This is a genomic window from Pseudonocardia sp. KRD291 (assembly GCF_019263595.1).
Lineage (GTDB): Bacteria > Actinomycetota > Actinomycetes > Mycobacteriales > Pseudonocardiaceae > Pseudonocardia.
Genome location: NZ_JADQDD010000082.1, coordinates 1 through 21,918, shown reverse-complemented (window position 1 = coordinate 21,918; position 21,918 = coordinate 1). Strand labels below are relative to the sequence as shown.

22 protein-coding genes, 1 tRNA gene and 1 pseudogene are annotated in these 21,918 nt (G+C 72.7%); 14 read left to right on the top strand and 10 right to left on the bottom strand.

The window, feature by feature from the left end; all coding sequences use genetic code 11:
• The coding region (locus I4I78_RS13885; RefSeq protein WP_218611713.1) for a hypothetical protein at positions 1-282 on the bottom strand (282 nt) is incomplete at its 3' end.
• A gap of 100 nt (positions 283-382) precedes the next feature.
• On the opposite strand from I4I78_RS13885, the gene I4I78_RS13880 reads away from it, so the two are divergent.
• The 3 genes from I4I78_RS13880 to I4I78_RS13870 all read left to right on the top strand — a co-directional run bounded on the left by I4I78_RS13880 (position 383) and on the right by I4I78_RS13870 (position 2,400).
• Positions 383-1,033: a hypothetical protein gene (locus I4I78_RS13880; RefSeq protein ID WP_218611712.1), complete on the top strand. Its 651-nt coding sequence runs from the start codon at positions 383-385 to the stop codon at positions 1,031-1,033.
• 222 nt (positions 1,034-1,255) lie between these two features.
• The gene (locus I4I78_RS13875; RefSeq protein ID WP_218611711.1) at positions 1,256-1,633 is read left to right on the top strand and encodes an OB-fold nucleic acid binding domain-containing protein; all 378 of its coding nucleotides are present in this window, start codon (positions 1,256-1,258) and stop codon (positions 1,631-1,633) included.
• A complete protein-coding gene (locus I4I78_RS13870; protein ID WP_308252093.1) occupies positions 1,630-2,400 on the top strand; it encodes a DUF3159 domain-containing protein in 771 nt (256 codons plus the stop codon). The genes I4I78_RS13875 and I4I78_RS13870 overlap by 4 nt, the downstream gene beginning before the upstream one ends.
• A gap of 1 nt (position 2,401) precedes the next feature.
• Here the strand turns inward: I4I78_RS13870 and I4I78_RS13865 are convergent, their stop codons facing one another.
• Together I4I78_RS13865 and I4I78_RS13860 are read right to left on the bottom strand one after the other, a co-directional pair.
• Entirely contained in the window at positions 2,402-3,058 is a 657-nt protein-coding gene (locus I4I78_RS13865) for a TrkA family potassium uptake protein (protein WP_218611710.1), read from the bottom strand.
• Between the two features lie 4 nt (positions 3,059-3,062).
• Positions 3,063-3,725 carry a TrkA family potassium uptake protein gene (locus I4I78_RS13860; RefSeq protein ID WP_218611709.1) on the bottom strand — a complete coding sequence of 221 codons (663 nt, stop codon included), beginning with the start codon at positions 3,723-3,725 and terminating at the stop codon, positions 3,063-3,065.
• A 117-nt stretch (positions 3,726-3,842) separates the two neighbouring features.
• Here I4I78_RS13860 and I4I78_RS13855 point away from each other — a divergent pair, with 117 nt between their 5' ends.
• The 6 genes from I4I78_RS13855 (at position 3,843) to I4I78_RS13830 (ending at position 9,469) form a co-directional block, all read left to right on the top strand.
• The gene (locus I4I78_RS13855) at positions 3,843-5,975 is read left to right on the top strand and encodes an APC family permease (protein ID WP_218611708.1); all 2,133 of its coding nucleotides are present in this window, start codon (positions 3,843-3,845) and stop codon (positions 5,973-5,975) included.
• Positions 5,972-7,198, top strand: coding sequence for a class I SAM-dependent RNA methyltransferase (locus I4I78_RS13850; RefSeq protein WP_226379659.1), 1,227 nt, complete (start codon positions 5,972-5,974; stop codon positions 7,196-7,198). Before I4I78_RS13855 ends, I4I78_RS13850 begins: the two co-directional genes overlap by 4 nt.
• A 92-nt stretch (positions 7,199-7,290) precedes the next feature.
• A complete protein-coding gene (locus tag I4I78_RS13845) occupies positions 7,291-7,452 on the top strand; it encodes a hypothetical protein (RefSeq protein ID WP_218611707.1) in 162 nt (53 codons plus the stop codon).
• A gap of 54 nt (positions 7,453-7,506) precedes the next feature.
• Positions 7,507-8,463, top strand: coding sequence for a hypothetical protein (locus I4I78_RS13840; protein ID WP_218611706.1), 957 nt, complete (start codon positions 7,507-7,509; stop codon positions 8,461-8,463).
• Between the two features lie 82 nt (positions 8,464-8,545).
• Positions 8,546-8,619: transfer RNA gene (locus tag I4I78_RS13835), tRNA-Leu, on the top strand.
• A gap of 214 nt (positions 8,620-8,833) precedes the next feature.
• The gene (locus I4I78_RS13830; RefSeq protein ID WP_374225870.1) at positions 8,834-9,469 is read left to right on the top strand and encodes an ANTAR domain-containing response regulator; all 636 of its coding nucleotides are present in this window, start codon (positions 8,834-8,836) and stop codon (positions 9,467-9,469) included.
• A 64-nt stretch (positions 9,470-9,533) separates the two neighbouring features.
• Here I4I78_RS13830 and I4I78_RS13825 read toward each other — a convergent pair whose 3' ends face one another.
• The 7 genes from I4I78_RS13825 to I4I78_RS13795 form a co-directional block, all read right to left on the bottom strand.
• Complete coding sequence (locus I4I78_RS13825; protein ID WP_218611705.1) at positions 9,534-10,253, bottom strand: ABC transporter ATP-binding protein; 720 nt, start codon at positions 10,251-10,253, stop codon at positions 9,534-9,536.
• On the bottom strand, positions 10,237-11,151 hold the full coding sequence (locus I4I78_RS13820; protein ID WP_218611704.1) for an ABC transporter ATP-binding protein: 915 nt from the start codon (positions 11,149-11,151) through the stop codon (positions 10,237-10,239). Before I4I78_RS13820 ends, I4I78_RS13825 begins: the two co-directional genes overlap by 17 nt.
• Complete coding sequence (locus I4I78_RS13815) at positions 11,148-12,308, bottom strand: branched-chain amino acid ABC transporter permease (protein WP_218611703.1); 1,161 nt, start codon at positions 12,306-12,308, stop codon at positions 11,148-11,150. The genes I4I78_RS13820 and I4I78_RS13815 overlap by 4 nt, the downstream gene beginning before the upstream one ends.
• A complete protein-coding gene (locus I4I78_RS13810; protein ID WP_374225869.1) occupies positions 12,305-13,324 on the bottom strand; it encodes a branched-chain amino acid ABC transporter permease in 1,020 nt (339 codons plus the stop codon). The genes I4I78_RS13815 and I4I78_RS13810 overlap by 4 nt, the downstream gene beginning before the upstream one ends.
• Positions 13,325-13,432: 108 nt before the next feature.
• Entirely contained in the window at positions 13,433-14,665 is a 1,233-nt protein-coding gene (locus I4I78_RS13805; protein WP_218611702.1) for a branched-chain amino acid ABC transporter substrate-binding protein, read from the bottom strand.
• 259 nt (positions 14,666-14,924) lie between these two features.
• Positions 14,925-15,323, bottom strand: coding sequence for a hotdog fold thioesterase (locus tag I4I78_RS13800; RefSeq protein ID WP_218611714.1), 399 nt, complete (start codon positions 15,321-15,323; stop codon positions 14,925-14,927).
• A gap of 206 nt (positions 15,324-15,529) precedes the next feature.
• Complete coding sequence (locus I4I78_RS13795; protein WP_226379658.1) at positions 15,530-16,348, bottom strand: class I SAM-dependent methyltransferase; 819 nt, start codon at positions 16,346-16,348, stop codon at positions 15,530-15,532.
• Positions 16,349-16,638: 290 nt separating this feature from the next.
• On the opposite strand from I4I78_RS13795, the gene rpsA reads away from it, so the two are divergent.
• The 5 genes and pseudogenes from rpsA to I4I78_RS13770 all read left to right on the top strand — a co-directional run.
• Complete coding sequence (gene rpsA, locus I4I78_RS13790; protein WP_218611700.1) at positions 16,639-18,156, top strand: 30S ribosomal protein S1; 1,518 nt, start codon at positions 16,639-16,641, stop codon at positions 18,154-18,156.
• Positions 18,157-18,398: 242 nt separating this feature from the next.
• Positions 18,399-19,166: a hypothetical protein gene (locus tag I4I78_RS13785; RefSeq protein ID WP_218611699.1), complete on the top strand. Its 768-nt coding sequence runs from the start codon at positions 18,399-18,401 to the stop codon at positions 19,164-19,166.
• A 120-nt stretch (positions 19,167-19,286) separates the two neighbouring features.
• Positions 19,287-20,480: a dephospho-CoA kinase gene (gene coaE, locus I4I78_RS13780; RefSeq protein ID WP_218611698.1), complete on the top strand. Its 1,194-nt coding sequence runs from the start codon at positions 19,287-19,289 to the stop codon at positions 20,478-20,480.
• A 151-nt stretch (positions 20,481-20,631) separates the two neighbouring features.
• Positions 20,632-21,402 carry a sigma factor-like helix-turn-helix DNA-binding protein gene (locus tag I4I78_RS13775; RefSeq protein WP_308252094.1) on the top strand — a complete coding sequence of 257 codons (771 nt, stop codon included), beginning with the start codon at positions 20,632-20,634 and terminating at the stop codon, positions 21,400-21,402.
• A pseudogene (locus I4I78_RS13770) lies at positions 21,399-21,918 on the top strand (hypothetical protein); the annotation flags it as partial. The gene I4I78_RS13775 and the pseudogene I4I78_RS13770, both read left to right, overlap by 4 nt.

The window sequence follows — 21,918 nt, the reverse complement described above, 5'->3', positions numbered from 1 at the left end:
CGACGACGCGCCGGAGCCGGTCGAGCCCCCGGTGCGCCGTGATCCCGCGGTGACCGCGCTGTCCCCGTCCGACCTGGTGCCGGACCCGGCGTCGCTGCGGCCCGCCCCGGGCCGTTCGGCCGGCTCGCGTTCGACCGGCTCACGTTCGACCACCGCCCGTTCGAGCACCTCGCGACCGGCGACCGCCCGCACGACCCCGGACGGCGGCCGGTCCGACGAGCAGCCGCCCCGCAGGCGCCGTGCCGACCGCCCTCGGGACGGCCGGGACACGACCCCCGCCACCGACCTGCTCCGTGGCGCCGACGACGACCGCCGACCCGAGCCGTGGTCCGGGTCCCGGTCCGATTCCGTCGACCCCGTCGAACCGGCGGCGGTGAGCCGGATGGCGATCGAGGACATCCCGCTGTCCGACGTGCCGCTGCTCGAGGCCGAGCTGGACGCCGTGCCGGCCCCGGAGCCGATCCCCGAGCCGGCCCCCGGGTGGGGCGCGGAGACCGTGGCGGACCCGGTCTCCGACGCCCTTCCCCGGCGGCGGCCCCGGGCCGGGGCCAACGGCGCGTCCCGGCCGTCCACGGCCGATCCCGGGCCCGGTCGCCGCCGGCGCCGCGGGGAGGTCGAGACCGATGACCGCACCACCGGCGCGTCGTCCTGGATGTCGGCCGAGATCGCGGCGCGCCCGGGCGGGCGTCACGCACGCCCCGGCGGCCACCGGGACCCGGACACGGGGGCGTCGCGCACGCCGCTGGACCCGGACGCCGGAGCGTCGCGCACGCCGCTGGACCCGGAGCCGCAGCGCAACGGCTCCCGCGGCCCGCTGACCGACTGGCGCGACACGACGCACCGCGAGTACGGCCACACGGGCGGCGACGACCTGTTCAACTCCCCGGCGGACGCGGGGGAGCGGTACCGGCGCAACGGCACCAACGGCCGTCACCCGGGCGGCGACGGCCCGGAACCCGGGACGGACGAGGACCCGGTGACGTTGTTCACCGACGTCGCCGACCCGGGCCGCCACCGCCACCGCCGCCCCTGACCACCGATTCCGCCACCCGACCGGCCGAGCGGCCGACCGCCCACCAACGGAGGGCGACCGCTCGGCGTGGACGCCCGGGTGGTCCACGGCGCGTGGGGAGCGGGCACATCGGCGGCACTGCGAGCGTTACCCTGGTAGCGCGAGAGCACGACACGAGTCGGATCGCGACACGAGCGAGGGGACTCCGACCGGGTCGGGGTCCGCGCCTGGCCGAGGAGAGACATGGGCAGCACGGATGGCGGGACGTTCCGCCGGATGCTCCGCAAGCTCACCAGTGACGTCGACGAGCTCGACGCCCGGGACCTCGCGGAGGACGCCGAGGACTCCGGCGCCCGCGCCGCGAAGGACTGCGCGTGCGGCGAGGAGGTCGTCATGCTCGGCCGTATCCGCAGCGTGGAGCTGTGCCCGCAGAGCGCCGAGGCGACCCTGCGGGCCGAGCTGTTCGACGGCACCGACGGGGTGACGCTGGTCTGGATGGGCCGCCGCCGGATCCCCGGCATCGAGGCCGGCCGCACGATGCGCGTCCGCGGGCGCATGTCGGTCCGGGACGGCCACAAGGTGCTCTACAACCCGTACTACGAGATCTGCCAGGCACAGTGAGCGAACGGCACCCGGACAGCACCCCGACCACCCGCCTGCCGCGGATCGATCCCGCGGGCCCGCCGCCCCACGGGCGCCCCCGCGACGACGGCCCCGAGGGCAGCGGCACCGGCGACGGCACCGGCGGCGCAGGGGACGGCACAGGGGACGGCACCACCCACCCGGCGCGCACCGGTCCGACGATGATGGACCAGATGGGCGGCATCCCCGGGATCGTCGCCTCCACCGTCCCGGTGGCGGTGTTCGTCGTGGTCAACGTCATCACGTCGCTGCGCCCGGCCCTCTACGCCGCGATCGCCGCCGGCGTGCTGGTCCTGCTGTGGCGCCTCGTGCGCCGCGACCCGATCCAGCCGGCGATCTCCGGGCTGATCGGGGTCGGGGTCTGCGCCCTGGTGGCGAACCAGACCGGCGAGGCCCGCGGCTTCTACCTGCCGGGGCTGCTCTACAGCGGGTTCCTCGCGCTGGTCGCGCTCATCTCGGTGATCGTGCGCCGGCCGCTGGCCGGGGTGATCTGGCACGGCATCAACGGGCACGGACAGGAGTGGCGCTCCGACCGGCGGCTGCTGCGGGCCTACACCTGGGCCACCGGTATCTGGGCGATCGTGTTCGCCCTGCGTGTGGTCGTGCAGGGCCTGCTCTACGACGCCAACGCCGAGAACGCGCTGGGCATCGCGCGGCTGGCGATGGGCTACCCGCTGTTCGGCGCCGCCATCCTGGCCACGATCCTGATCGTCCGCCGCGCCGAGCGGGCGGCAGCGCCCGCCTAGCTCAGACGTCGAGGGCGGAGCGGATCTCCCCCTCGACCGCGGCGGTGGCCACGAACAGCAGCTCGTCGCCGGCCTCGATCGCGTCGTCGGGCTGCGGGACGATCACCCGTCCGCCGCGCAGGATCACCACCAGCGCCGAGTCCGGCGGCAGCGCCAGCGAGCGCACCGGGCGGCCGGAGAGCGGCGTCGGGTCCGGGAGCGTGACCTCCATCAGGTTCGCCTGACCCTGGCGCAGCGTGAGCAGACGCACCAGGTCCCCGACGGCCACCGCCTCCTCGACCAGCGCCGCCAGCAGGCGCGGGGTCGACACCGCGACGTCGACGCCCCAGTTCTCGCTGAACAGCCACTCGTTGCGGGGGTCGTTCACCCGGGCCACCACCCGGCGCACCCCGAACTCGGTCTTGGCCAGCAGCGACACCACGAGGTTGACCTTGTCGTCGCCGGTCGCGGCGATGACCACGTCGCAGCCCTCCACACCGGCATCCTCCAGCGAGCTCAGCTCGCAGGCGTCGGCGTGCACCCACTCGGCGTCCTCGACCGCGGACGGGTCGATCTGGCCGAGCTCGCGCTCGATCAGCATCACCTGGTGCTCGGACTCGACGAGCTCGAGCGCGATGGAACGCCCCACCGCGCCGGCTCCGGCGATCGCGACGCGCATGGGTTCAGTCCTCCTCGGGGGCCGCCGCGGCGGCCCCCGTCACGTCCGAGACGGTGCCCGACCGGGCCGCCACGTACACGGTGTCCTCGGCCTGCACCGTGGTCTCCGGGCCGGGCAGCACGCCGGTGCCGAACCGCACGATGAACGCGACCCGCGACCCGGTGGCCCGTTCGAGCTTGCGGACCGGCTGGCCGGCCCACTCCTCGTGCAGGGGCAGCGGCAGCACCGCGACGGTCCCGGTGGGCTCGCGCCAGGCCGTCGCGACGCCGTCGGGCAGCAGCATCCGCAGCAGCCGGTCGGTCGTCCACGGCACGGTGGCCACGGTCGGGATGCCGAGCCGCTCGTAGACCGCGGCCCGCTTGGCGTCGTAGATCCGGGCCACGACCCGTTCCACGCCGTAGCTCTCCCGCGCCACCCGGGCGGCGATGATGTTCGAGTTGTCCCCGTTGGAGACGGCGGCGAACGCGTCCGCGCTCTCCAGGCCGGCCTCGTCGAGCACCGAGCGGTGGAAACCGAAGCCGACGACCTGGCGTCCGCGGAAGTCCGGGCCCAGGCGGCGGAACGACTGCGGGTCGCGGTCGATCACCGCGACCTCGTGGCCGAGGCGTTCCAGCCCGGCGGCCAGGGACGAGCCGACCCGGCCGCATCCCATGATCACGACGTGCATACGGGGATGGTCCTTCCACGGTCCTCGACCGGCGGGGATCGACGGTGGCGACGCACCCGCGTCCGCCGCGCGCACGCTATCGCGAGTGCCCGTCGACGGGAGCATAGGCTGCGCACCGTGTCCAAGCTCGCCGTCGCCGCCAAGCGGCTCGTGGTCGGACGGCCGCAGCGCAGCGACCGCCTGAACAGCACGTTGCTCCGCAAACGCATCGCCCTGCCGGTGTTCGCCTCGGACGCGATGTCGTCGGTCGCCTACGCCCCGGAAGAGATCTTCCTGACGCTGTCCGTGGCGGGCGTCACCTCGTACGCGTTCTCGCCGTGGATCGGCCTGGCCGTGGTGATCGTGATGCTCACGGTGGTGGCCAGCTACCGGCAGAACGTGCACGCCTACCCCTCGGGCGGCGGCGACTACGAGGTCGCGACCGTCAACCTGGGCAAGAAGGCCGGGCTGACGGTGGCCAGCGCGCTGCTCGTCGACTACACGCTCACCGTCGCGGTCTCGATCTCCTCGGCCGCGGCCAACATCGGCGCGCTGATCCCGTTCGTCGGCGAGCACAAGATGCTCTTCGCCGTCGTCGCGATCACGTTGCTCACCGCGGTCAACCTGCGCGGTATCCGGGAGTCCGGCACCACGTTCGCGATCCCGGTCTACGCGTTCGTCTTCGGCATCGGGGCGATGCTGGTCTGGGGTTTCACCCGGATCGTCATCCTCGGCGACGAGGTGCAGGCGGCGAGTGCGAACCTCGAGCTGGTGGCCGAGGGCGACCAGTTCACCGGCCTGGCGCTGGTCCTGCTGGTGCTGCGCTCGTTCACCCAGGGCGCGGCCGCGCTGACCGGTGTCGAGGCGATCAGCAACGGCGTCCCGGCGTTCCGCAAGCCGAAGTCGCGCAACGCGGCCACCACGCTGCTGATGCTCGGCACGATCTCGATCACGATGTTCATGGGCCTGATCGCGCTGGCCCAGGCGGCCGGGGCGAAGATCGCCGAGGACCCGGCCCGCCAGTTCCCGGACGCGCCGCCCGGCTACCAGCAGCAGACGATGATCGCCCAGCTCGCGGACGCGGTGTTCGCCGGCTTCCGGCCCGGGTTCTTCTTCGTGGTCGTGACGACGGCGCTGATCCTGGTGCTGGCGGCGAACACCGCGTTCAACGGGTTCCCGGTGCTCGGCTCGATCCTGTCCCAGGACCGCTACCTGCCGCGCCAGCTGCACACCCGCGGCGACCGGCTGGCCTACTCCAACGGCATCGTCGTGCTGGCCTTCCTGGCCGTGCTGCTGGTCGTCGGGTTCCAGGCCGAGGTCACCAAGCTGATCCCGCTCTACACCGTCGGCGTGTTCGTGTCGTTCACGCTGTCCCAGATCGGGATGGTGCGGCACTGGAGCCGGGCGCTGGCCGAGGGCCCGGAGCCCCCGGAACGGGCCCGGATCCGGCGCAGCCAGGCCATCAACGGGTTCGGCGCGGCCATGACCGGCGTCGTGCTGATCACCGTGCTGATCACCAAGTTCACGCTCGGCGCCTGGATCGCGATCGTGGCGATGGGCGGGTTCTTCGTGCTGATGCTGGCCATCCAGAAGCACTACGACCGGGTCTCGGCCGAGCTCGTCGCCGACGAGTCCGACGACGTGCTGCCCTCGCGCAACCACGCCGTCGTGCTGGTCTCCACACTGCACAAGCCGACGCTGCGGGCACTGGCCTACGCCCGCGCCACCCGCCCGGACATCCTGGAGGCGGTCACGGTCAACGTCGACGACGCCGACACCAAGAAACTGGTCCGGGACTGGGACAAGCGGGAGATCCCGGTGCCGCTCAAGGTCGTCGAGTCGCCCTACCGGGAGATCACCAAGCCGGTCCTGGACTACGTGAAGCGCATCCGCAGCGACTCCCCGCGCAACGTCGTCACCGTCTACATCCCGGAGTACGTGGTCGGGCACTGGTGGGAGCAGGTCCTGCACAACCAGAGCGCGCTGCGCCTGAAGAGCCGGCTGCTGTTCCAGCCCGGCGTGATGGTGACCAGCGTGCCCTGGCAGCTACGGTCCTCGGAGGGCGCGCGCGGGCTCAGCCCGCTGACCGCACCGGGCGCGTCGCGCCGCGGGTACCCGTCGTCGCAGGCCCCGCTGCCCGGCGAGGGCCGCGGCGGCGGGGCGACGACCGGCGGGGGCCTGCGGCCGGACGCGCCGAGCACCCCCGGGAAGCCGGCGACACCCAGGACCACCACCACGGGGACGACCCCCACCGGGAAGAGGAACCGTTGAGCGAGTCCGCGACGACACCCGCGAGCGGGAGCACCGCACTGGACTGGACGGACCGGGTGCTCGAGCTCGAGGTCGGCGCCGTCGCGCACGGCGGGCACTGCGTCGCCCGTGCCGGCGACGACGGCGAGCCGTCGGCGGACGGGCGGGTCGTGTTCGTCCGGCACGCGCTGCCCGGCGAGCGGGTGCGTGCCGTGGTCACCGAGGACCCGGGCGGCGCGTTCTGCCGCGCCGACGCGGTGTCGGTGCTGCGCGGATCGCCGGACCGGGTGCCCGCGCCGTGCGAGTGGGCCCGGCCCGGGGCGTGCGGTGGCTGCGACTTCCAGCACGCCACCCCGGCCGCGCAGCGCGCCCTGAAGACCGACGTCCTGCGCGAGCAGCTCACCCGCCTGGCCGGCCCGGCCACCGCGCACCTGGGCCCGGTCGAGGTCGAGGAGCTGCCCGGAGGGCCGCTCGGCTGGCGCACCCGCGTCCGCCTGGCCGTCGACGACGAGGGCACGCCCGGCCTGCGCGCGCACCGCAGCCACGACGTGCTGCCGGTCGCCGACTGCCTCCTGGCCCCGTCCGGGTCGCTGCCGCCGGTGCTGGAGTGCTCGTTCACCCCGGGCGAGGACGTCGAGGTGACCGTCGACGCCGCCGCGCGGGCGCACCTGCCCGGGGACGGCCCGGTCACCGCGCAGGCCGCGGGTCACCGGTGGGAGCTGACGCCGGGCGTGTTCTGGCAGGTGCACCCGTCGCTGGCTCCGACGCTGGCCGGGATCGTGGCCGAGTGGGCCGCCGCCCCGCCCGGAGGCGTCGCGTGGGACCTCTACGGCGGGGTCGGCGTGCTGGCCTCGGTGCTGGCCGGGCAGGTCGGCCCGGGCGGACGGGTGACCGTCGTCGAGTCCTCCCGCGACGCCGTCGCCGACGGCCGCCGGGCGCTGGCCGGACTCGGGCAGGTCGACTTCCGGATCGGCCGGGCCGAGCGCGAGGTCGCGCGCCTCGACGGCGTCCCGGACGTCGTGGTCACCGACCCGCCGCGGGCCGGGCTGGGCCGGGCGATGGTCGCCGCGCTGGCCGCGCGCGGACCGGCCCGGATCGTGCACGTGGCCTGTGACCCGGCGTCGCTGGGCCGCGACCTCGCGCTGTTCGGGACACACGGGTACCGGGTCACCGCGCTGCGCGCGTTCGACGCGTTCCCGATGACCCACCACATGGAGGCCGTCGCGCTGCTCGAGCGCGCCTGACCATCCGGTCGCGCCCGGCATGTCCGGGTTGTCCGGCTGTATCGTGTACCGGCGGCCGGGGACATCCCGCGCCGTGCGACCCAGGAGGACCCATGCCCGGCCTGTTCAGCAAGATCTCCCAGTTCCTGAAGAGCCCGCAGGGCCGCAAGATGACCGACCAGGCCAAGCGCTACGCCTCGGACCCGAAGAACCGCGAGAAGATCCAGGGGATGCTGCGCAAGCGCGGCGGTGGCGGCGGCGCGCCCCGGCACTGAGCTCCTGCCGCGGCGGTAGCGTGATGATCTCCGGGTCGACCTGCGGGGAGCGTCATGTCCGAGAAGCTCGCCGTGCTGTTCGTGCACGGCGTCGAGACCTCCGACGACGACGTCGCGGCGACGGCGATGCGGCTGCTGCGCGAGGAGTTCACGGCGCACACCGGCGTCGCCGCGGAGGAGGCGCTGGCCGTGCGCTCGGCGCACTGGGTCTCGGTGCTGCAGCAGCGTCAGGACGACCTGGAGCGGCGCCTGACCGGGCACGGCGACACCCTCGGCTGGTTCCTCGAGGGGCTGCGGTGGGCCGGTGGCGTCGCGTCCAGGGGGTCGGTGGCCGCGCTGACCGGGCTGGTGGCCAGCGGGGCGGTGCGCCGGCTGCCGGGCACCGGTGACTTCCACTGGCCCACGCTGCGCTGGCTCGCCGTCGGCTACGTCGGTGACGCGATCGCCTACCAGCGGTCCAACGCGGGCGTCTACGGCGGCGTGCACGCGGTGCTGGCCCGGAGCCTGCGGGAGCTGGCCGAGGAGGCCGGCCCGGACGCACGGCTGTGCGTGGTCGCGCACAGCCTGGGCACCGTCGTGGTCAGCAACTACTTCCACGACCTGCACGCCGGCACGGACCTGCCGGAGCAGGTCGCGGCGGTCGTGGGCGACACCGCGCTGGAGCGGGGCCGCACGCTCGCCGGCCTGCACACGCTGGGCAGCCCGCTCGCGCTGTTCACGCTCGGCCTCGACGAGGACCAGCTCGACACCCCGCTGCGCGTCCCGCACCCCGACGTCGAGCCGGACCTGGCCGGGCGCGGCGGCTGGACGAACCTCTACGACCCCGACGACGTGATCGCCACCCCGCTGGCCGGGCTGTCGCCGCAGTACCGGGACGCGGTGACCGACGAACGGGTCGGGACGCGACCGTTCCCGTTCAACCTCAGCCCCCTCGCACACACCCTCTACTGGAACGACCGGCACGTGATGCGCCGGATCGCGACGACACTGGCCGGGGTGTGGGAGGCGTGAGAGAAGGAGCGGGCCGAGCAGGAAACGGATCCGGCGGCGCGCTATCGTAGGCAGAGCGAATCGATTAGTCGAAACGTTGTAAGCCCCTGTAGTCCAACTGGCAGAGACCGCGCTCTCAAACAGCGTCCAGTGTGGGTTCGAATCCCACCGGGGGCACCCTTCCGCCGGACGAGAGCTGCTCTCGTCCGCTCCTGTTGGACGAGCGGAGCTCTCGTGCCTCTCGGCCTTCTCGATGAGGTGGGGTGGAGCGCTGTGGCGCCGCTTCGGGACGTGTTTCCGCACACGAAGTGCTGAAGTGGAGCGGTCCGAGTGGCGCGTGCCCGGTAGCCTGGCTGTTCCGCCGCACAGCAGTTCGACGAAGGAGATCCCGGTGGCCGAGGACGTTCCCGCAGACACGCCGCAGGACGACGGCGACGGTCCGCGCCCCGGGTGGCGGGTCCTGGTCGTCGAGGACGAGGCGCTGATCCGGATGGATCTCGCCGAGATGCTCTCCGAGGAGGGCTACCAGGTCGCCGGTGAGGCCGGTGACGGCGAGGCCGCCGTCGAGCAGGCCCGCGAGCTCGAGCCGGACCTGGTCATCATGGACGTCAAGATGCCCAAGAAGGACGGCATCGACGCGGCCGCCGAGATCGTGGGGGAGCGGATCGCCCCGGTCGTCATGCTGACCGCGTTCAGCCAGCGCGACCTGATCGAGCGGGCCCGCGACGCCGGCGCGATGGCCTACCTGGTCAAGCCGTTCGCCCGGCACGAGCTGGTGCCCGCGATCGAGCTGGCGGTCTCCCGGTTCGCCGAGAAGCGCGCGCTCGAGGACGAGGTCGCCTCGCTCAACGAGCGTTTCGAGACCCGCAAGGTCGTCGACCGGGCCAAGGGCCTGCTGATGACCCACCAGAAGATGAGCGAGCCCGAGGCGTTCCGCTGGATCCAGCGCACCGCGATGGACCGGCGGACCACGATGAAGGCCGTCGCCGACGCCGTCATCGACGGCCTGGCCACCGCGAAGGCCTGAGCCCGCGCACGACAGGAGCCCCGCCCGGAATCCGGGCGGGGCTCCTGTCGTCGTGCGGGAGGGCCTACGCGACGCCCAGGTAGGCCTCCTTGATGCTCGGGTCGGCCAGCAGCTCCTTGCCGGTGCCCGACCGCGTGATCCGGCCGGTCTCGATCACGTACGCCCGGTCGGCCCGGGACAGCGCCTGCTGGGCGTTCTGCTCGACCAGCAGCACCGTCACACCCTGCTTCTGGTTGATCTCGGTGATGATCCGGAAGATCTGCGCGATGAACTGCGGGGCCAGGCCCATCGAGGGCTCGTCGAGCAGCAGCAGCCGCGGCTTGGACATCAGCGCCCGCCCGATCGCCAGCATCTGCTGCTCACCGCCGGACAGCGTGCCCCCGACCTGCGAACGGCGCTCGGCCAGCCGCGGGAACAGCTCGAAGATCCGGTCCATCTCGGCCGGGAGCTCCTTGCGGTCCTTGCGGCTGTAGGCGCCCATGTCCAGGTTCTCCAGCACGGTCATGCCGGGGAAGATCCCGCGGCCCTCCGGGGCCTGGGAGATCCCGCGGACCACCCGCAGGTCCGCGCGCAGCGTCGAGATGTCGGTGCCGTCGAACGTGATCGACCCCGACGAGATCGGCCGGACGCCGGAGATGGCGCGCATGGTGGTCGTCTTCCCGGCACCGTTCGCGCCGATCAGGGTCACCACCTCGCCCTCGTCGACCCGCAGGGAGATGCCGTCCAGGGCCTGGATGCGTCCGTAGTGGGCACCGACCCCGTCCAGCTCAAGGAGCGTCGTCATCGGGGACCCCCAGGTAGGCGGCCACCACGGCCGGGTCGTCCCGGATCTCGGTGGGCAGGCCCTCGGCGATCTTCTTGCCGAACTCCAGCACCACGATCCGGTCGGTCACGCCCATCACCAGACGCATGTCGTGCTCGATCAGCAGAACGGTGTACCCGTCGTCGCGGATCTTGCGGATCAACCCCATCAGGTTGTCCTTCTCGGCCGGGTTGAAGCCCGCGGCGGGCTCGTCCAGGCAGAGCAGCTTCGGCTCGGTGGCCAGCGCGCGGGCGATCTCGAGGCGGCGCTGGTAGCCGTAGGGCAGGTTGCGCGCCTTGTCCGCGGCCCGGTCGGCGATGCCGACGAACTCGAGCAGCGCCATCGCCCGCTCGATCGCCTGCTTCTCCTCGCGGGTGTGTCGCGGCACCCGGAACAGCGCACCCATCACCGACGTCCGATGCCGGGCGTCCGTCCCGACCACGACGTTCTCCAGCGCGGTCATCTCGCTGAAGAGACGGATGTTCTGGAACGTCCGGGCGATGCCGAGCTGGGTGATCTGGAAGCGCTGACGACGGCCCAGCGGCGCGCCCTCCAGCAGGACCCGGCCCGAACTGGGCCGGTAGACGCCGGTGAGCGCGTTGAAGCAGGTCGTCTTGCCGGCGCCGTTCGGGCCGATCAGCCCGAGGATCTCGCCGCGCCGGATGTCGAACGAGACGTCGTCGAGCGCGACCAGGCCGCCGAAGCGCATGGTCACGTTCTCCATGGACAGCAGCGTGTCACCGACCGCGACCGCGATCTCCCGGTCCGGCGCGACGACGTCGGCGACCTCGGCCTCGTGCGCGGCCCGCTGCTCCGGGGTCATCAGCTCCAGCTCGGCGACGAGCCCACCCTCGACGGGCGGTTCCGACGGGGTGCTCATCGGTCACCCCCGTTCTCGGCGGTCATCGGATTGTCCGAGGCCAGCTGCTCGGGTTTGCCGACCAGCCGTTGGTAGGCCTGCCTGCCGTAGGCCAGCAGGCGCTGCCGCGCCCCCAGGAGGCCCTGCGGGCGGAACGCCATCAGCACGATCAGCGCCACCCCGAAGATCAGGTACTTGTAGCCGGCCAGCTCGATGAACCGGTTCGGGATGTAGGAGACCAGGAACGCCCCGACGATCACGCCGACCTTGTTGCCGGACCCGCCGAGCACGACCGCGGCCAGGAACAGCACCGAGGTCGGGACGTCGAACTTCTGGTTGTTCACGAAGCCGACCTGCCCCGCGAACAGCGCCCCGGACAGCCCGCCGATCGCGGCGCCGATCACGAACGCCCACAGCTTGAACCGGACCGTGGGCACGCCCATGATCTGCGCGGCGTCCTCGTCCTCGCGGATCGCGATCCAGGCCCGGCCGACCCGGCTGCGTTCCAGGTTCCCGACCAGCAGCAGGATCGCGATGGTGATCGTGACGACCAGCCAGTACCAGGTGGTGCCGTCGGAGTTGGCGAACAGCGGCTGCCCGTCGGCGTCGGTGCCGGGCGGACGCCCGACGCCCTGGAAACCGACCTGTCCCTTGAGGGGTCCGACGATCGTGGCCAGCAGCCGGATGATCTCGCCGAACCCGAGCGTGACGATCGCCAGGTAGTCCCCGCGTAGTCGTAGCGTCGGCCCGCCCAGCAGCAGCCCGGCCAGCATCGTCACGATCATCGCGATCGGCAGCGTCCACAGGTACGGGATCGTGGTGAGCACCGAGTCCGGGCTGGTCAGCATGGCCGCGACGTAGGCGCCGACGGCGAAGAAGCCGACGTAGCCCAGGTCCAGCAGCCCGGCCTGGCCGACCACCACGTTCAGGCCGATCGCCAGCAGCGCGAACCGCGCGGCGTCGAACAGCGCGATCGGGAAGTTCGTGCCCGGCTCGGTGGTCAGCAGCGGCGGGTTGAGCACCGGCAGCGCGTAGATCAGCACCACCAGCGGGATCAGCCACAGCCACTGCTGCGCGCGCGGCAGGCCGTTCCAGCGGTCGCGTAGCCCGCCGAGCAGCCGCCTGTCGCCACCGGACGACGGGGTCGCCGCCGGGGAGGGATTCTGCGTCGTCGTCATACCCGCGCCTTCCCGAGCGATTCGCCGAGCAGGCCGGTCGGGCGCACCATCAGGATGCCGACGAGCACCACGAACGCGACCACGTCGGTCCACTGCGCGTTGCCGAACAGGGTCTGCCCGTAGTTGCCGATCACGCCGAGGAGCAGGCCGCCGATCAGTGCTCCGCGGATGTTGCCGATGCCGCCGAGCACGGCCGCGGCGAAGGCCTTGATGCCGAGGATGAACCCGCCGTTGTACTGCACGCCGGCCGGCACCTTCATCACGTAGAACAGGGCCGCGGCACCGGCCAGGAAGCCGCCGATCAGGAACGTCAGCGTGATCACCCGTTCCCGGTTCACGCCCATCAGGGTGGCCGTGTCCGGGTCCTGGGCCACCGCGCGCAGGCCGCGCCCGAGCCGGGTCCGGTTCACGAACTGGTCGACGACCACCATCAGCACCAGCGCGGCCACGAAGATCACGATCTGCTGGTCGTAGATGATCGCGCCGAAGACCTCGAACACCGGCTGCTGCCGGAACATGATCAGCGCGGGCTCCGGGTTCGGCCCGCGCCAGGCGAAGATCGCGTACTGGATGGCGAACGAGGCCCCGATCGCGGTGATCAGGAACGCCAGCCGGGGTGCCTTGCGCCGGCGCAGCGGCCGGTAGGCCACGCGTTCGAGCAGGATCGCGATCGCTCCGGCGGCGAGCATCGCCACCAGCATGGCCAGCACCAGGTCACCGACCAGGGCGAACACGTTCAGGTTGGGGGCCGACGGGCCGAAGCCCAGCGCGGCGAGGGTGAAGAACAGGGCGTACGCCCCGACGATGAACACCTCGGAGTGCGCGAAGTTGATCAGCTGCAGGACGCCGTAGACCATCGTGTAGCCCATGGCGATCAGCGCGTAGATGGCCCCGTAGGTGAGGCCGTCGAAGGTGTTGGACCAGAACTGGTCGACGAACGCGCCGACGTCGAAACTGATCCAGTCCGGACCCTGGGCCAGCACCTGGCCCCGGGCGAGCAAGTGGGTCACGAGCACGGGAGATCCTCACGCGAGACGGGCATGCCCGCCCGGGACCGTCCTGGTCCCGGGCGGACATGCCCGTGGTCGACTACCGGAGAACTGACGTCAGCGTCGACTCGACGTTCAGCCGATCTCGCCGACGGGCACGATCTGGCCGTTCTCCACCTTGTATCCGAAGACCTTGGTGGTGGCGAGCTCGCCCGAGGGGTCCCACTTGAACTGCTTGCTGAAGCCGGGGGCGTCGTAGCTCTTGACGTAGTTCTGCACCGCCGCCCGGTCCTTGGCGCCCGAGTCGATCGCCTTGAGCAGGATCGTCGCGGAGTCGTAGCCCTCCAGTGAGTAGGTGCCCGGCGCGGAGCCGCCGCTCACGCCCTTGTACGCGTCGGCGAACTGGGGGACCAGCTCGCCGGGGGTGCAGGGGCAGGTGAAGAACGCGTTGCTCGAGGCGTCGCCGGCGAGCTTGACGAACTCCGGGTCCTTGACGCCGTCCGGGCCCAGGAACACGCCCTGGAAACCGCGGGTGGACAGCTGCTGGTCGAGCGGGGCGCCCTCGGCGTAGTAGCCGGCGTAGAACACGACCTGCGGCTGCGCGGCGACGACCTTGCTCACGACCGCGGCGAAGTCCTTCTGGCCGGTGGTCACCTTGTCCTGGCAGTCCGCGGCCACCGGGCCGAGGGCGTCGTTGGTCGCCTTGGCCAGGCCGGTGCCGTAGTCCGAGTCGTCCTGGATGACGCAGACCTTGGTCGCGCCGAGCTTGCCGGTCATGAACTTGGCCGCGGCCGGGCCCTGCACGTTGTCGTTGGCCAGGGCGCGGAAGAACGTGGTCCAGCCGTTCTTGGTCAGATCGGGGTTCGTGGCCGACGGGCTCAGATGCGTGAGGCCGGCCTGCTGGAAGATCGCGCCGGTGGCCTTCGACTCGCCGGAGAACGGCAGGCCGATGACGCCGATCGTGTCCTTCTCACTGGCGACCTGGGTGACGATGCCGGGCGCCCGGTCCGGGGTGCCCTCGGTGTCGAACTTCTTCAGCTGCACCTGGCAGTTGGGGTTGTTCTGGTTGTGCTGGTTCACGGCCAGCTGCACGCCGTTGACGATGTTCACCCCGAGCTGGGCGTTGCTGCCGGTCAGCGCACCGGCGTAGGCCAGCGTCGTGGTCGGGGCGCAGGCCGCCTGGCCGTTGCCGGCTGGGTTGGCCGCGTCGGCCGGGACCGGCAGCGTCGTGACCGCCGGGATGTCCGGCCGGTTGCCCGCGCCGCCGCCCCCTCCGGGAGCCGGTTCCTGGTTCGCCGCACATCCGGCGAGGGCCAGGGTCAGCGCGACCCCTCCCGCCAGTACGGCCGCACGCCTGCTTCTGAGCACCGAGTCCTCCAAACAGCGTGACCGGTCCCCCCGAGGAGCCTGGTCAACCGGTCCGCGCCCGGAGCGGGTCGCGGGGTTCCGGCGGAAAAGTAGCCCGGCGCGTTCGCCCGGCGACAGTTCCCCGAATGTTCTTGTATCCACATCGTGACTGTGTGACGGATGTGTGTCAGACGGGTCGCCGACGCTCCTCTGTCGCGGTGTCGCAGGCGTTCGTTACACCTCGGGGAACAATTTCTTTGCGGTTCCGGCGAAATCGTGTTCAGCCGGCCTGCGGCCGGTTGTCCCGGTGCAGACAGGTCAGCTTCGCGGTGCAGACCCGCCTGCCCCGCTCGTCGACGACCACGATCTCGCTGGTGCTGGTGGACCGTCCGACGTGGAGCGGGCGGGCGGTGCCGGTGACCCACCCGTCGGTGGCCGAGCGGTGGTGGGTGCAGGCCAGCTCGAGCCCGACCGGGAACCGTTCGGGCATCGCGTGCAGGGCGGAGAGGGTGGAGCCCAGTGTCTCGGCCAGCACGGCGCTGGCGCCGCCGTGCAGCAGACCGTAGGGCTGGCGGTTGCCGGCCACCGGGATCCGGCCGACCACCTCCTCCAGGGTGAGCGTGGTCAGCTCCAGCCCCATCCGGGAGGCGAGCTGCTCGGAGCTCATCTCGGGGGCCATCTCGGGAAGCTGCGAGGGATCGATCGGCACCGGCAGACCGTACGCGCGCACGTCCTTCCCGTGCCCCCGGCAGCGACGGCTCGGCGGCGCCGGCTCGGCGGCGCGACCACCCCATGGGCCGCGAGGGGCCCCCTCGGGACCTCCCCGTGAGCGAGCGGACCCTTCGGGACACACGGCCCCGGGCGCCGCGGCGGCCGGAGGGGCGTTCAGCCGGGGCGGCGGGTCACGAAGATCGCGGTGCCGGGGAACAGGCGTCCGCGCAGCGGCGACCACTGGCCCCAGACGCGCTCGCGGCCCTCCGGCCACTCCGGCTCGACGAGGTCGGTGAGCTCGAGTCCGGCCGCCACCACGTCGCGGACCCGGTCGCCGAGGGTGCGGTGGTGCTCGACGTAGGTCGCCGAGCCCCCGGCGTCGACCTCCAGGTACGGGGTCCGGTCGAAATAGGACTGGGTGACGGTCAGTCCGCCCGGCCCCGGGTCGTCCGGGAACGCCCAGCGGATCGGGTGGTTGACCGCGAAGACCCAGCGCCCGCCCGGCCGCAGGACCCGGGCCACCTCGCGCATCACCCGGCCCGGGTCGGCCACGAACGGCACCGCCCCGAACGCCGAGCAGGCCACGTCGAACACGCCGTCGCCGAACGGCAGGTGCTCGGCGCCGGCCTGCACGAGCGGCACCCGGATGCCGGTGCGCTCCGCCAGGTGCGCGGCATGGTGGAGCATCCCCGCGGACAGGTCCAGCGCGACCGGCCGAGCGCCCCGCGCGGCGAGCCACCGGCTGCACGGCGCGGAGCCGGCGCCGACCTCGAGGACCCGCGCACCGGCGACGTCGCCGAGCAGTCCCGCGTCGCCCTCGTGCAGGCCCTCCGGGCACCAGACGAACTCGGCGTCGCCGATGTCGGCGGCGTGTTCGGCCAGGTAGTCCCGGGCGTCGGCGTCCCACCAGCGACGGCTGGCGCGCTCGGACTCGGCCGACCCCACCGACCGGCGTGCGACACCGGCCGTCCCGACGATCTTCTCCGCATCCATCTCGGGCACGATCGTCGCAGCTCGCAACGGAGGGACCCGCATTGCCCCGCGCATTCGGGCCCGCGTAGCATGAAATTCGCATCGTGGTCAACGCGGCCGGACGTTCGCGGACCGTCACTTCGAGCACCGCAACCGAACGTCCACCGGCCGGTTCCGCCGACCACGGGAATCGACGCCAGAGGGTGACTGTTACAACGTCACAGCTAGACACCACTGCCCAGCGCAGCGACCGATCCGGTCGAGCCGACCGGTCCGCCTATGTCCAGAAAACCACCGGAGCACCCCACTACATGTCCACCGACACCACCGCCGCCCCGACCACGCCTCAGGTCGCCGTCAACGACATCGGGTCGGAGGAGGACTTCCTCGCCGCCATCGACCTGACGATCAAGTACTTCAACGATGGCGACATCGTCGAAGGCACGATCGTCAAGGTCGACCGCGACGAGGTCCTCCTCGACATCGGCTACAAGACCGAAGGCGTCATCCCCTCGCGGGAGCTGTCGATCAAGCACGACGTCGACCCCGCCGAGGTCGTCGAGGTCGGCGAGTTCGTCGAGGCCCTCGTTCTCCAGAAGGAGGACAAGGAAGGCCGTCTGATCCTGTCCAAGAAGCGCGCGCAGTACGAGCGCGCCTGGGGCACGATCGAGGCGCTCAAGGAGTCCGACGAGCCGGTCGAGGGCACCGTCATCGAGGTCGTCAAGGGTGGTCTCATCCTGGACATCGGCCTCCGCGGCTTCCTCCCGGCCTCGCTGGTCGAGATGCGCCGCGTGCGCGACCTGCAGCCCTACGTCGGTCGCAAGATCGAGGCCAAGATCATCGAGCTGGACAAGAACCGCAACAACGTGGTCCTGTCCCGCCGCGCCTGGCTGGAGCAGACCCAGTCCGAGGTCCGCAGCGAGTTCCTCAACCAGCTGCAGCGCGGGCAGGTCCGCAAGGGCGTCGTCTCCTCGGTGGTCAACTTCGGTGCGTTCGTCGACCTGGGCGGTGTCGACGGCCTGGTGCACGTCTCCGAGCTGTCCTGGAAGCACATCGACCACCCCTCCGAGGTCGTCGAGGTCGGCCAGGAGGTCACGGTCGAGGTGCTCGACGTGGACCTGGACCGCGAGCGTGTCTCCCTGTCGCTGAAGGCGACGCAGGAGGACCCGTGGCGCCTCTACGCCCGGACCCACGCGATCGGCCAGATCGTCCCGGGCAAGGTCACCAAGCTCGTCCCGTTCGGTGCGTTCGTGCGCGTCGAGGAGGGCATCGAGGGCCTGGTGCACATCTCCGAGCTGGCCGAGCGCCACGTCGAGGTGCCGGAGCAGGTCGTGCAGGTCGGCGACGACGCGATGGTCAAGGTCATCGACATCGACCTGGACCGCCGCCGGATCTCGCTCTCGCTCAAGCAGGCCAACGAGGGCATGACGACCGAGACCGAGTTCGACCCGACCCGGTACGGCATGGCCGCCGAGTACGACGACCAGGGGAACTACATCTACCCCGAGGGCTTCGACGTCGACTCCGGCGACTGGAAGGAAGGCTACGAGGAGGCTCGCGGCGCCTGGGAGAAGCAGTACGCCGAGGCCCACGAGCGCTACGAGCAGCACATGGCGCAGATCCGCAAGGCCGCCGAGGCCGAGGCGGAGGCCGGTGACGAGGTCGCCACGGCGAACTACTCCTCCGGGGGTGGCGCCAGCAGCTCGGCCGGTGACAGCAGCACCGACGAGGACGGCGACGACCGCCCGGCGCAGGCCGAGAGCGGTGGCTCGCTGGCCAGCGACGAGCAGCTGGCCGCGCTGCGGGAGAAGCTCTCCGGCGGTGCGTGACCGCGCCCGGCCCTGAGCCGGACGCACGATATCGGGGCGGGCCCCGGCGACCACGGTCGCCGGGGCCCGTCTCCGTCTCCGCCGGGCATGTCCGGCAAGGACTCCGGGCCCGCCACAGGCGCCGCGCACGGCCCCGGCGTGTCCGGGTCGGCACGCCGCCCGGAGATCACAGTTCGGCCGCGGTCTGTGACGATCGTGCAGCGCCGCGTGATTCGATCATCGGCGACGTCCATGATTGACCCATGGGCGGTCACACCCGCCGGAGGTCTTCCCGGTCATTCCTGCACCTGTCACTCGCGGTCCTCGCGGCCACCGCACTGACGGGTTGCTCCGTCGCGTCCGGGGACCCGAACATCCCGGTCCCCACCTTCCCGGTCCCGGCGCCGGGGCAGGCCGCCCCGGGCTCCGAGCCCATCAAGATCGCCATCCCGGACGACTGCACGAGGCTGATGTCGAACGACCAGGCCGGCGCGTTGTTCGGCCAGCCCCTCGGCTCGGTCACCGCGCAGACCGTGCGCGGGGTGCCGGAGCCCTCGGTCGGGCGCACCGAGCGCGTGGCCTGCACCTACCGTGCGGGTGGCCAGGACACGATGTCGAACGCGGCCAAGGGCCCGGTGCTCTACCAGCTCAACATCGGCCGCTACGGCGACGCCGCGGGCGCGAAGCGCCAGTGGCAGCTCAACAGCAACGCCGAGCGCGGCGACGCTCGGTCCTCGAAGGACCTCACGATCGCCGACGCGCCCGCGGTCCTGATCGAGCGGGCGGACGAGTCGACGCTGGCGGTCGTCTACGGGGTGGACACGCTGACGTTCGTCCTGCCGGTCTCGGCACCGGGGCAGAACCGCTCCGCGGCCGAGACACTGCCCGACCTGGCCAAGCGGATCCTGCCGGCGCTGGCTCCGACGCAGCCGGCGGGCAGCCGTCCCGCACCGGCTCCCGCGCCGCCCTCCCCGGCGCCGGCCACCGAGGCCGGGCGTCCGTCCGTCGCGGCCGCGCCGGGCCCGGCCTGAACCGGCCCCGCGCGTCCCCTCCCAGGCGGTGACATCGCGTCCCCTCCGGGACGGTGACATCGCGCCTCCGGGGCGGTGACATCACGCCGGACGGGCCCGTCGGGTGGGTACGGTGACCCGATGCTGCGAGTGGGGCTGACCGGCGGGATCGGGGCGGGCAAGTCGACGGTGGCCCGACGGCTGGCCGAGCGCGGGGCGGTGCTCGTCGACGCCGACGTGATCGCGCGCGAGGTCGTCGCCGCCGGGTCGGAGGGCCTGGCCGCGATCTCCGACGCGTTCGGTCCGGAGGTGATCGGCGCCGACGGCGAGATGGACCGGCCCGCGGTCGCGTCGATCGTGTTCGGCGACCCGGACGCCCGCCGTCGCCTGGACGGGATCGTGCACCCGCGTGTGCGGGCCCGCTCGGACGAGCTGATCGCCGCCGCCGACATGCCGCCCTCGACCAGCAACGGGATGTCCTGCACGACGATCGCGTCGGGGTCGGCGGCGTTCGGACTCGTCGTGGTCGTCGGGCTGGACGCGGAGGAACGGGTCGCCCGGCTGGTCGGCGCCCGCGGCATGGCCGAGGCCGACGCCCGGGCCCGGATCGCCGCGCAGGCCGACGACGCGGCGCGCCGTGCCGCCGCCGACGTCTGGCTGGACAACTCCGGGTCGCAGGAGGACACCCGACGGAGGGTGGACGCGCTCTGGGACGAGCGGCTGGTGCCGTTCCAGGAGAACCTGCGGGCCGGCCGCGTCGCCCGCAGCGGGCCCCTGCGGCTGGTGGACCCGGACCCGACCTGGCCGGAGCAGGCCCGCCGGCTGGCCGAGCGGATCGCGGTGGCGGCGGGGGAACGCGGGCGCGGGGTCGAGCACGTCGGGTCCACGGCCGTCCCCGGCCTGGCCGCGAAGAACGTGCTGGACCTGCAGCTGGCCGTCGACTCGATGGACGACGCGGACGCGCTCGCCGACGCCCTGGCCGCGGCCGGCTTCCCGCCCGGCCCGGAGACCACCGCGGACCACCCGGAGCCGGCGGCACCGGACCCGTCCCGGTGGGAGAGGCGCCACCACGCCTCGGCCGATCCGGGACGTCCCGCTCATCTGCACGTCCGTGTACACGGGTCACCTGCTTGGACGTACGCGCTGCGGATGCGTGACTGGCTGCGGGCGAACCCGGACGCCCGAGCGGAGTACGAGTCGCTCGAACGTGTGGCGGCCTCGTCCGACACGGACCCGGACCCGACGCGACACGTCGCGCACCGGGAACGGTGGTTCGCCGCCGCGGACGCCCGGGCACGTACCTGGGCGTCCTGCGCCGGATGGTCGGTGACCTGATCGTCCGGGCGAACCTGTAACGGCATCCGCTCGTTGGTCGAAAGGCGGGGTGAGGGCGTCGTTGCCCGCAATCCGCCGATTCGGCGGTGACGCGGGGTGACCCCGGGCGCCGGGGGTTACGCGACGAGGAGAGGACGCGGGGTTGAGCACGGTGGTGGAGCGTTACGGACGGGGCGACGACGCCGATCCCGAGCGCGACGCCGTGGACCCGTACACCGGGGCCCCCTACACCGTCGACCCGTACACCGGCGCCCCCTACACCGGCGAGGCCGTCGAGGACGACGTCCGGGACGTGGAACCGATCAGCGGTGCCGTGGTCGCCCAGCACAGCACGCTCCCGCGCGGTGAGCTGCGCGCCGACTTCGGGGCCCACCTCGAGACGCACTACCCGCGACTGGTCGCCCAGCTCTACGCGATCACCCTGCACCCCGGCGACGCGCACGAGGCCGTGCAGGACGCCTACTCCCGCGCGTGGCGCCGCTGGCCGGAGGTGCGCGAGAGCGAGGACCCGGTGGGGTGGGTCCGACGCGTCGCGATCCGTACCTCGACGCGCGGGTGGCGGCAGGGAATGGCCCGGTTGGGTCTGCGCCGCGGTACTCGCCCGGGTGGCGAGTCCGTCGAGCCGCGGACGGCCGCGCTGCTCGACGCGCTGGGCAGGCTCCCGGTCACCGACCGGCGGGCGATCGTGCTGCACCACATGGCCGACATGCGGACCGACGAGATCGCGATGCTGGAACGGGTGTCGGAGAAGTCGGTGCGGGACCGTCTGCGGCGGGGTCGGCACGTCGTGACCGAGGGGCTCGCCGACGTCCTCGGCGAGGTCGTCGGGGCGCCACCGGATCCTCGCGCGCGCGAGGAGTGGCCACCGCAGCAGTGGGACGGCCGGTACGGCACCGAAGATCTTCCGGGGGAACGAGCATGAGCGAGCACCGCTACATCGACCAGGAGTTCCGCCGGCTCGACGACGCACTGTCGGTGGCGGTACCGCTGCCGCAGGTGGACGACGTAATCGCCCGCGCGCCGAGTGTGCGCCGGGCCTCGTCCGCCGCGGCCGCGGCCGTGCTCACCGTGGGCGCGCTCGGGGGGATCACGGCCGTCGCGACCGCAGCCGCACCGCAGGGGTCCCCGGTCGCCCCGCCGTCGGCGCTCGCCTCGCCGAGCCTGCCCGGTCAGGTCCCGAGCCGCGCCACCGGCGGTGCGCAGCAGGCCCCGGCCCTGCCGCCGGCGTTCGACCCCTCGACCGCGAGTGCGCGGGCCGGGGCCGCCCCCGCCCCGACGCAGCCGGGTTCCGAGGGCGGACCCGCCGCCGTGCCCGGGCACGGGTCCGTCGCCGCGCCCGGCGCCGGTGGGGCGCCGTTCGTGCCTGCTCCCGCGCCGCCGCAGGTCGGGGCCCCGGCCCCGGCTCCCGGACCGGCCCCGGGACCTCCGCCGGACCCGT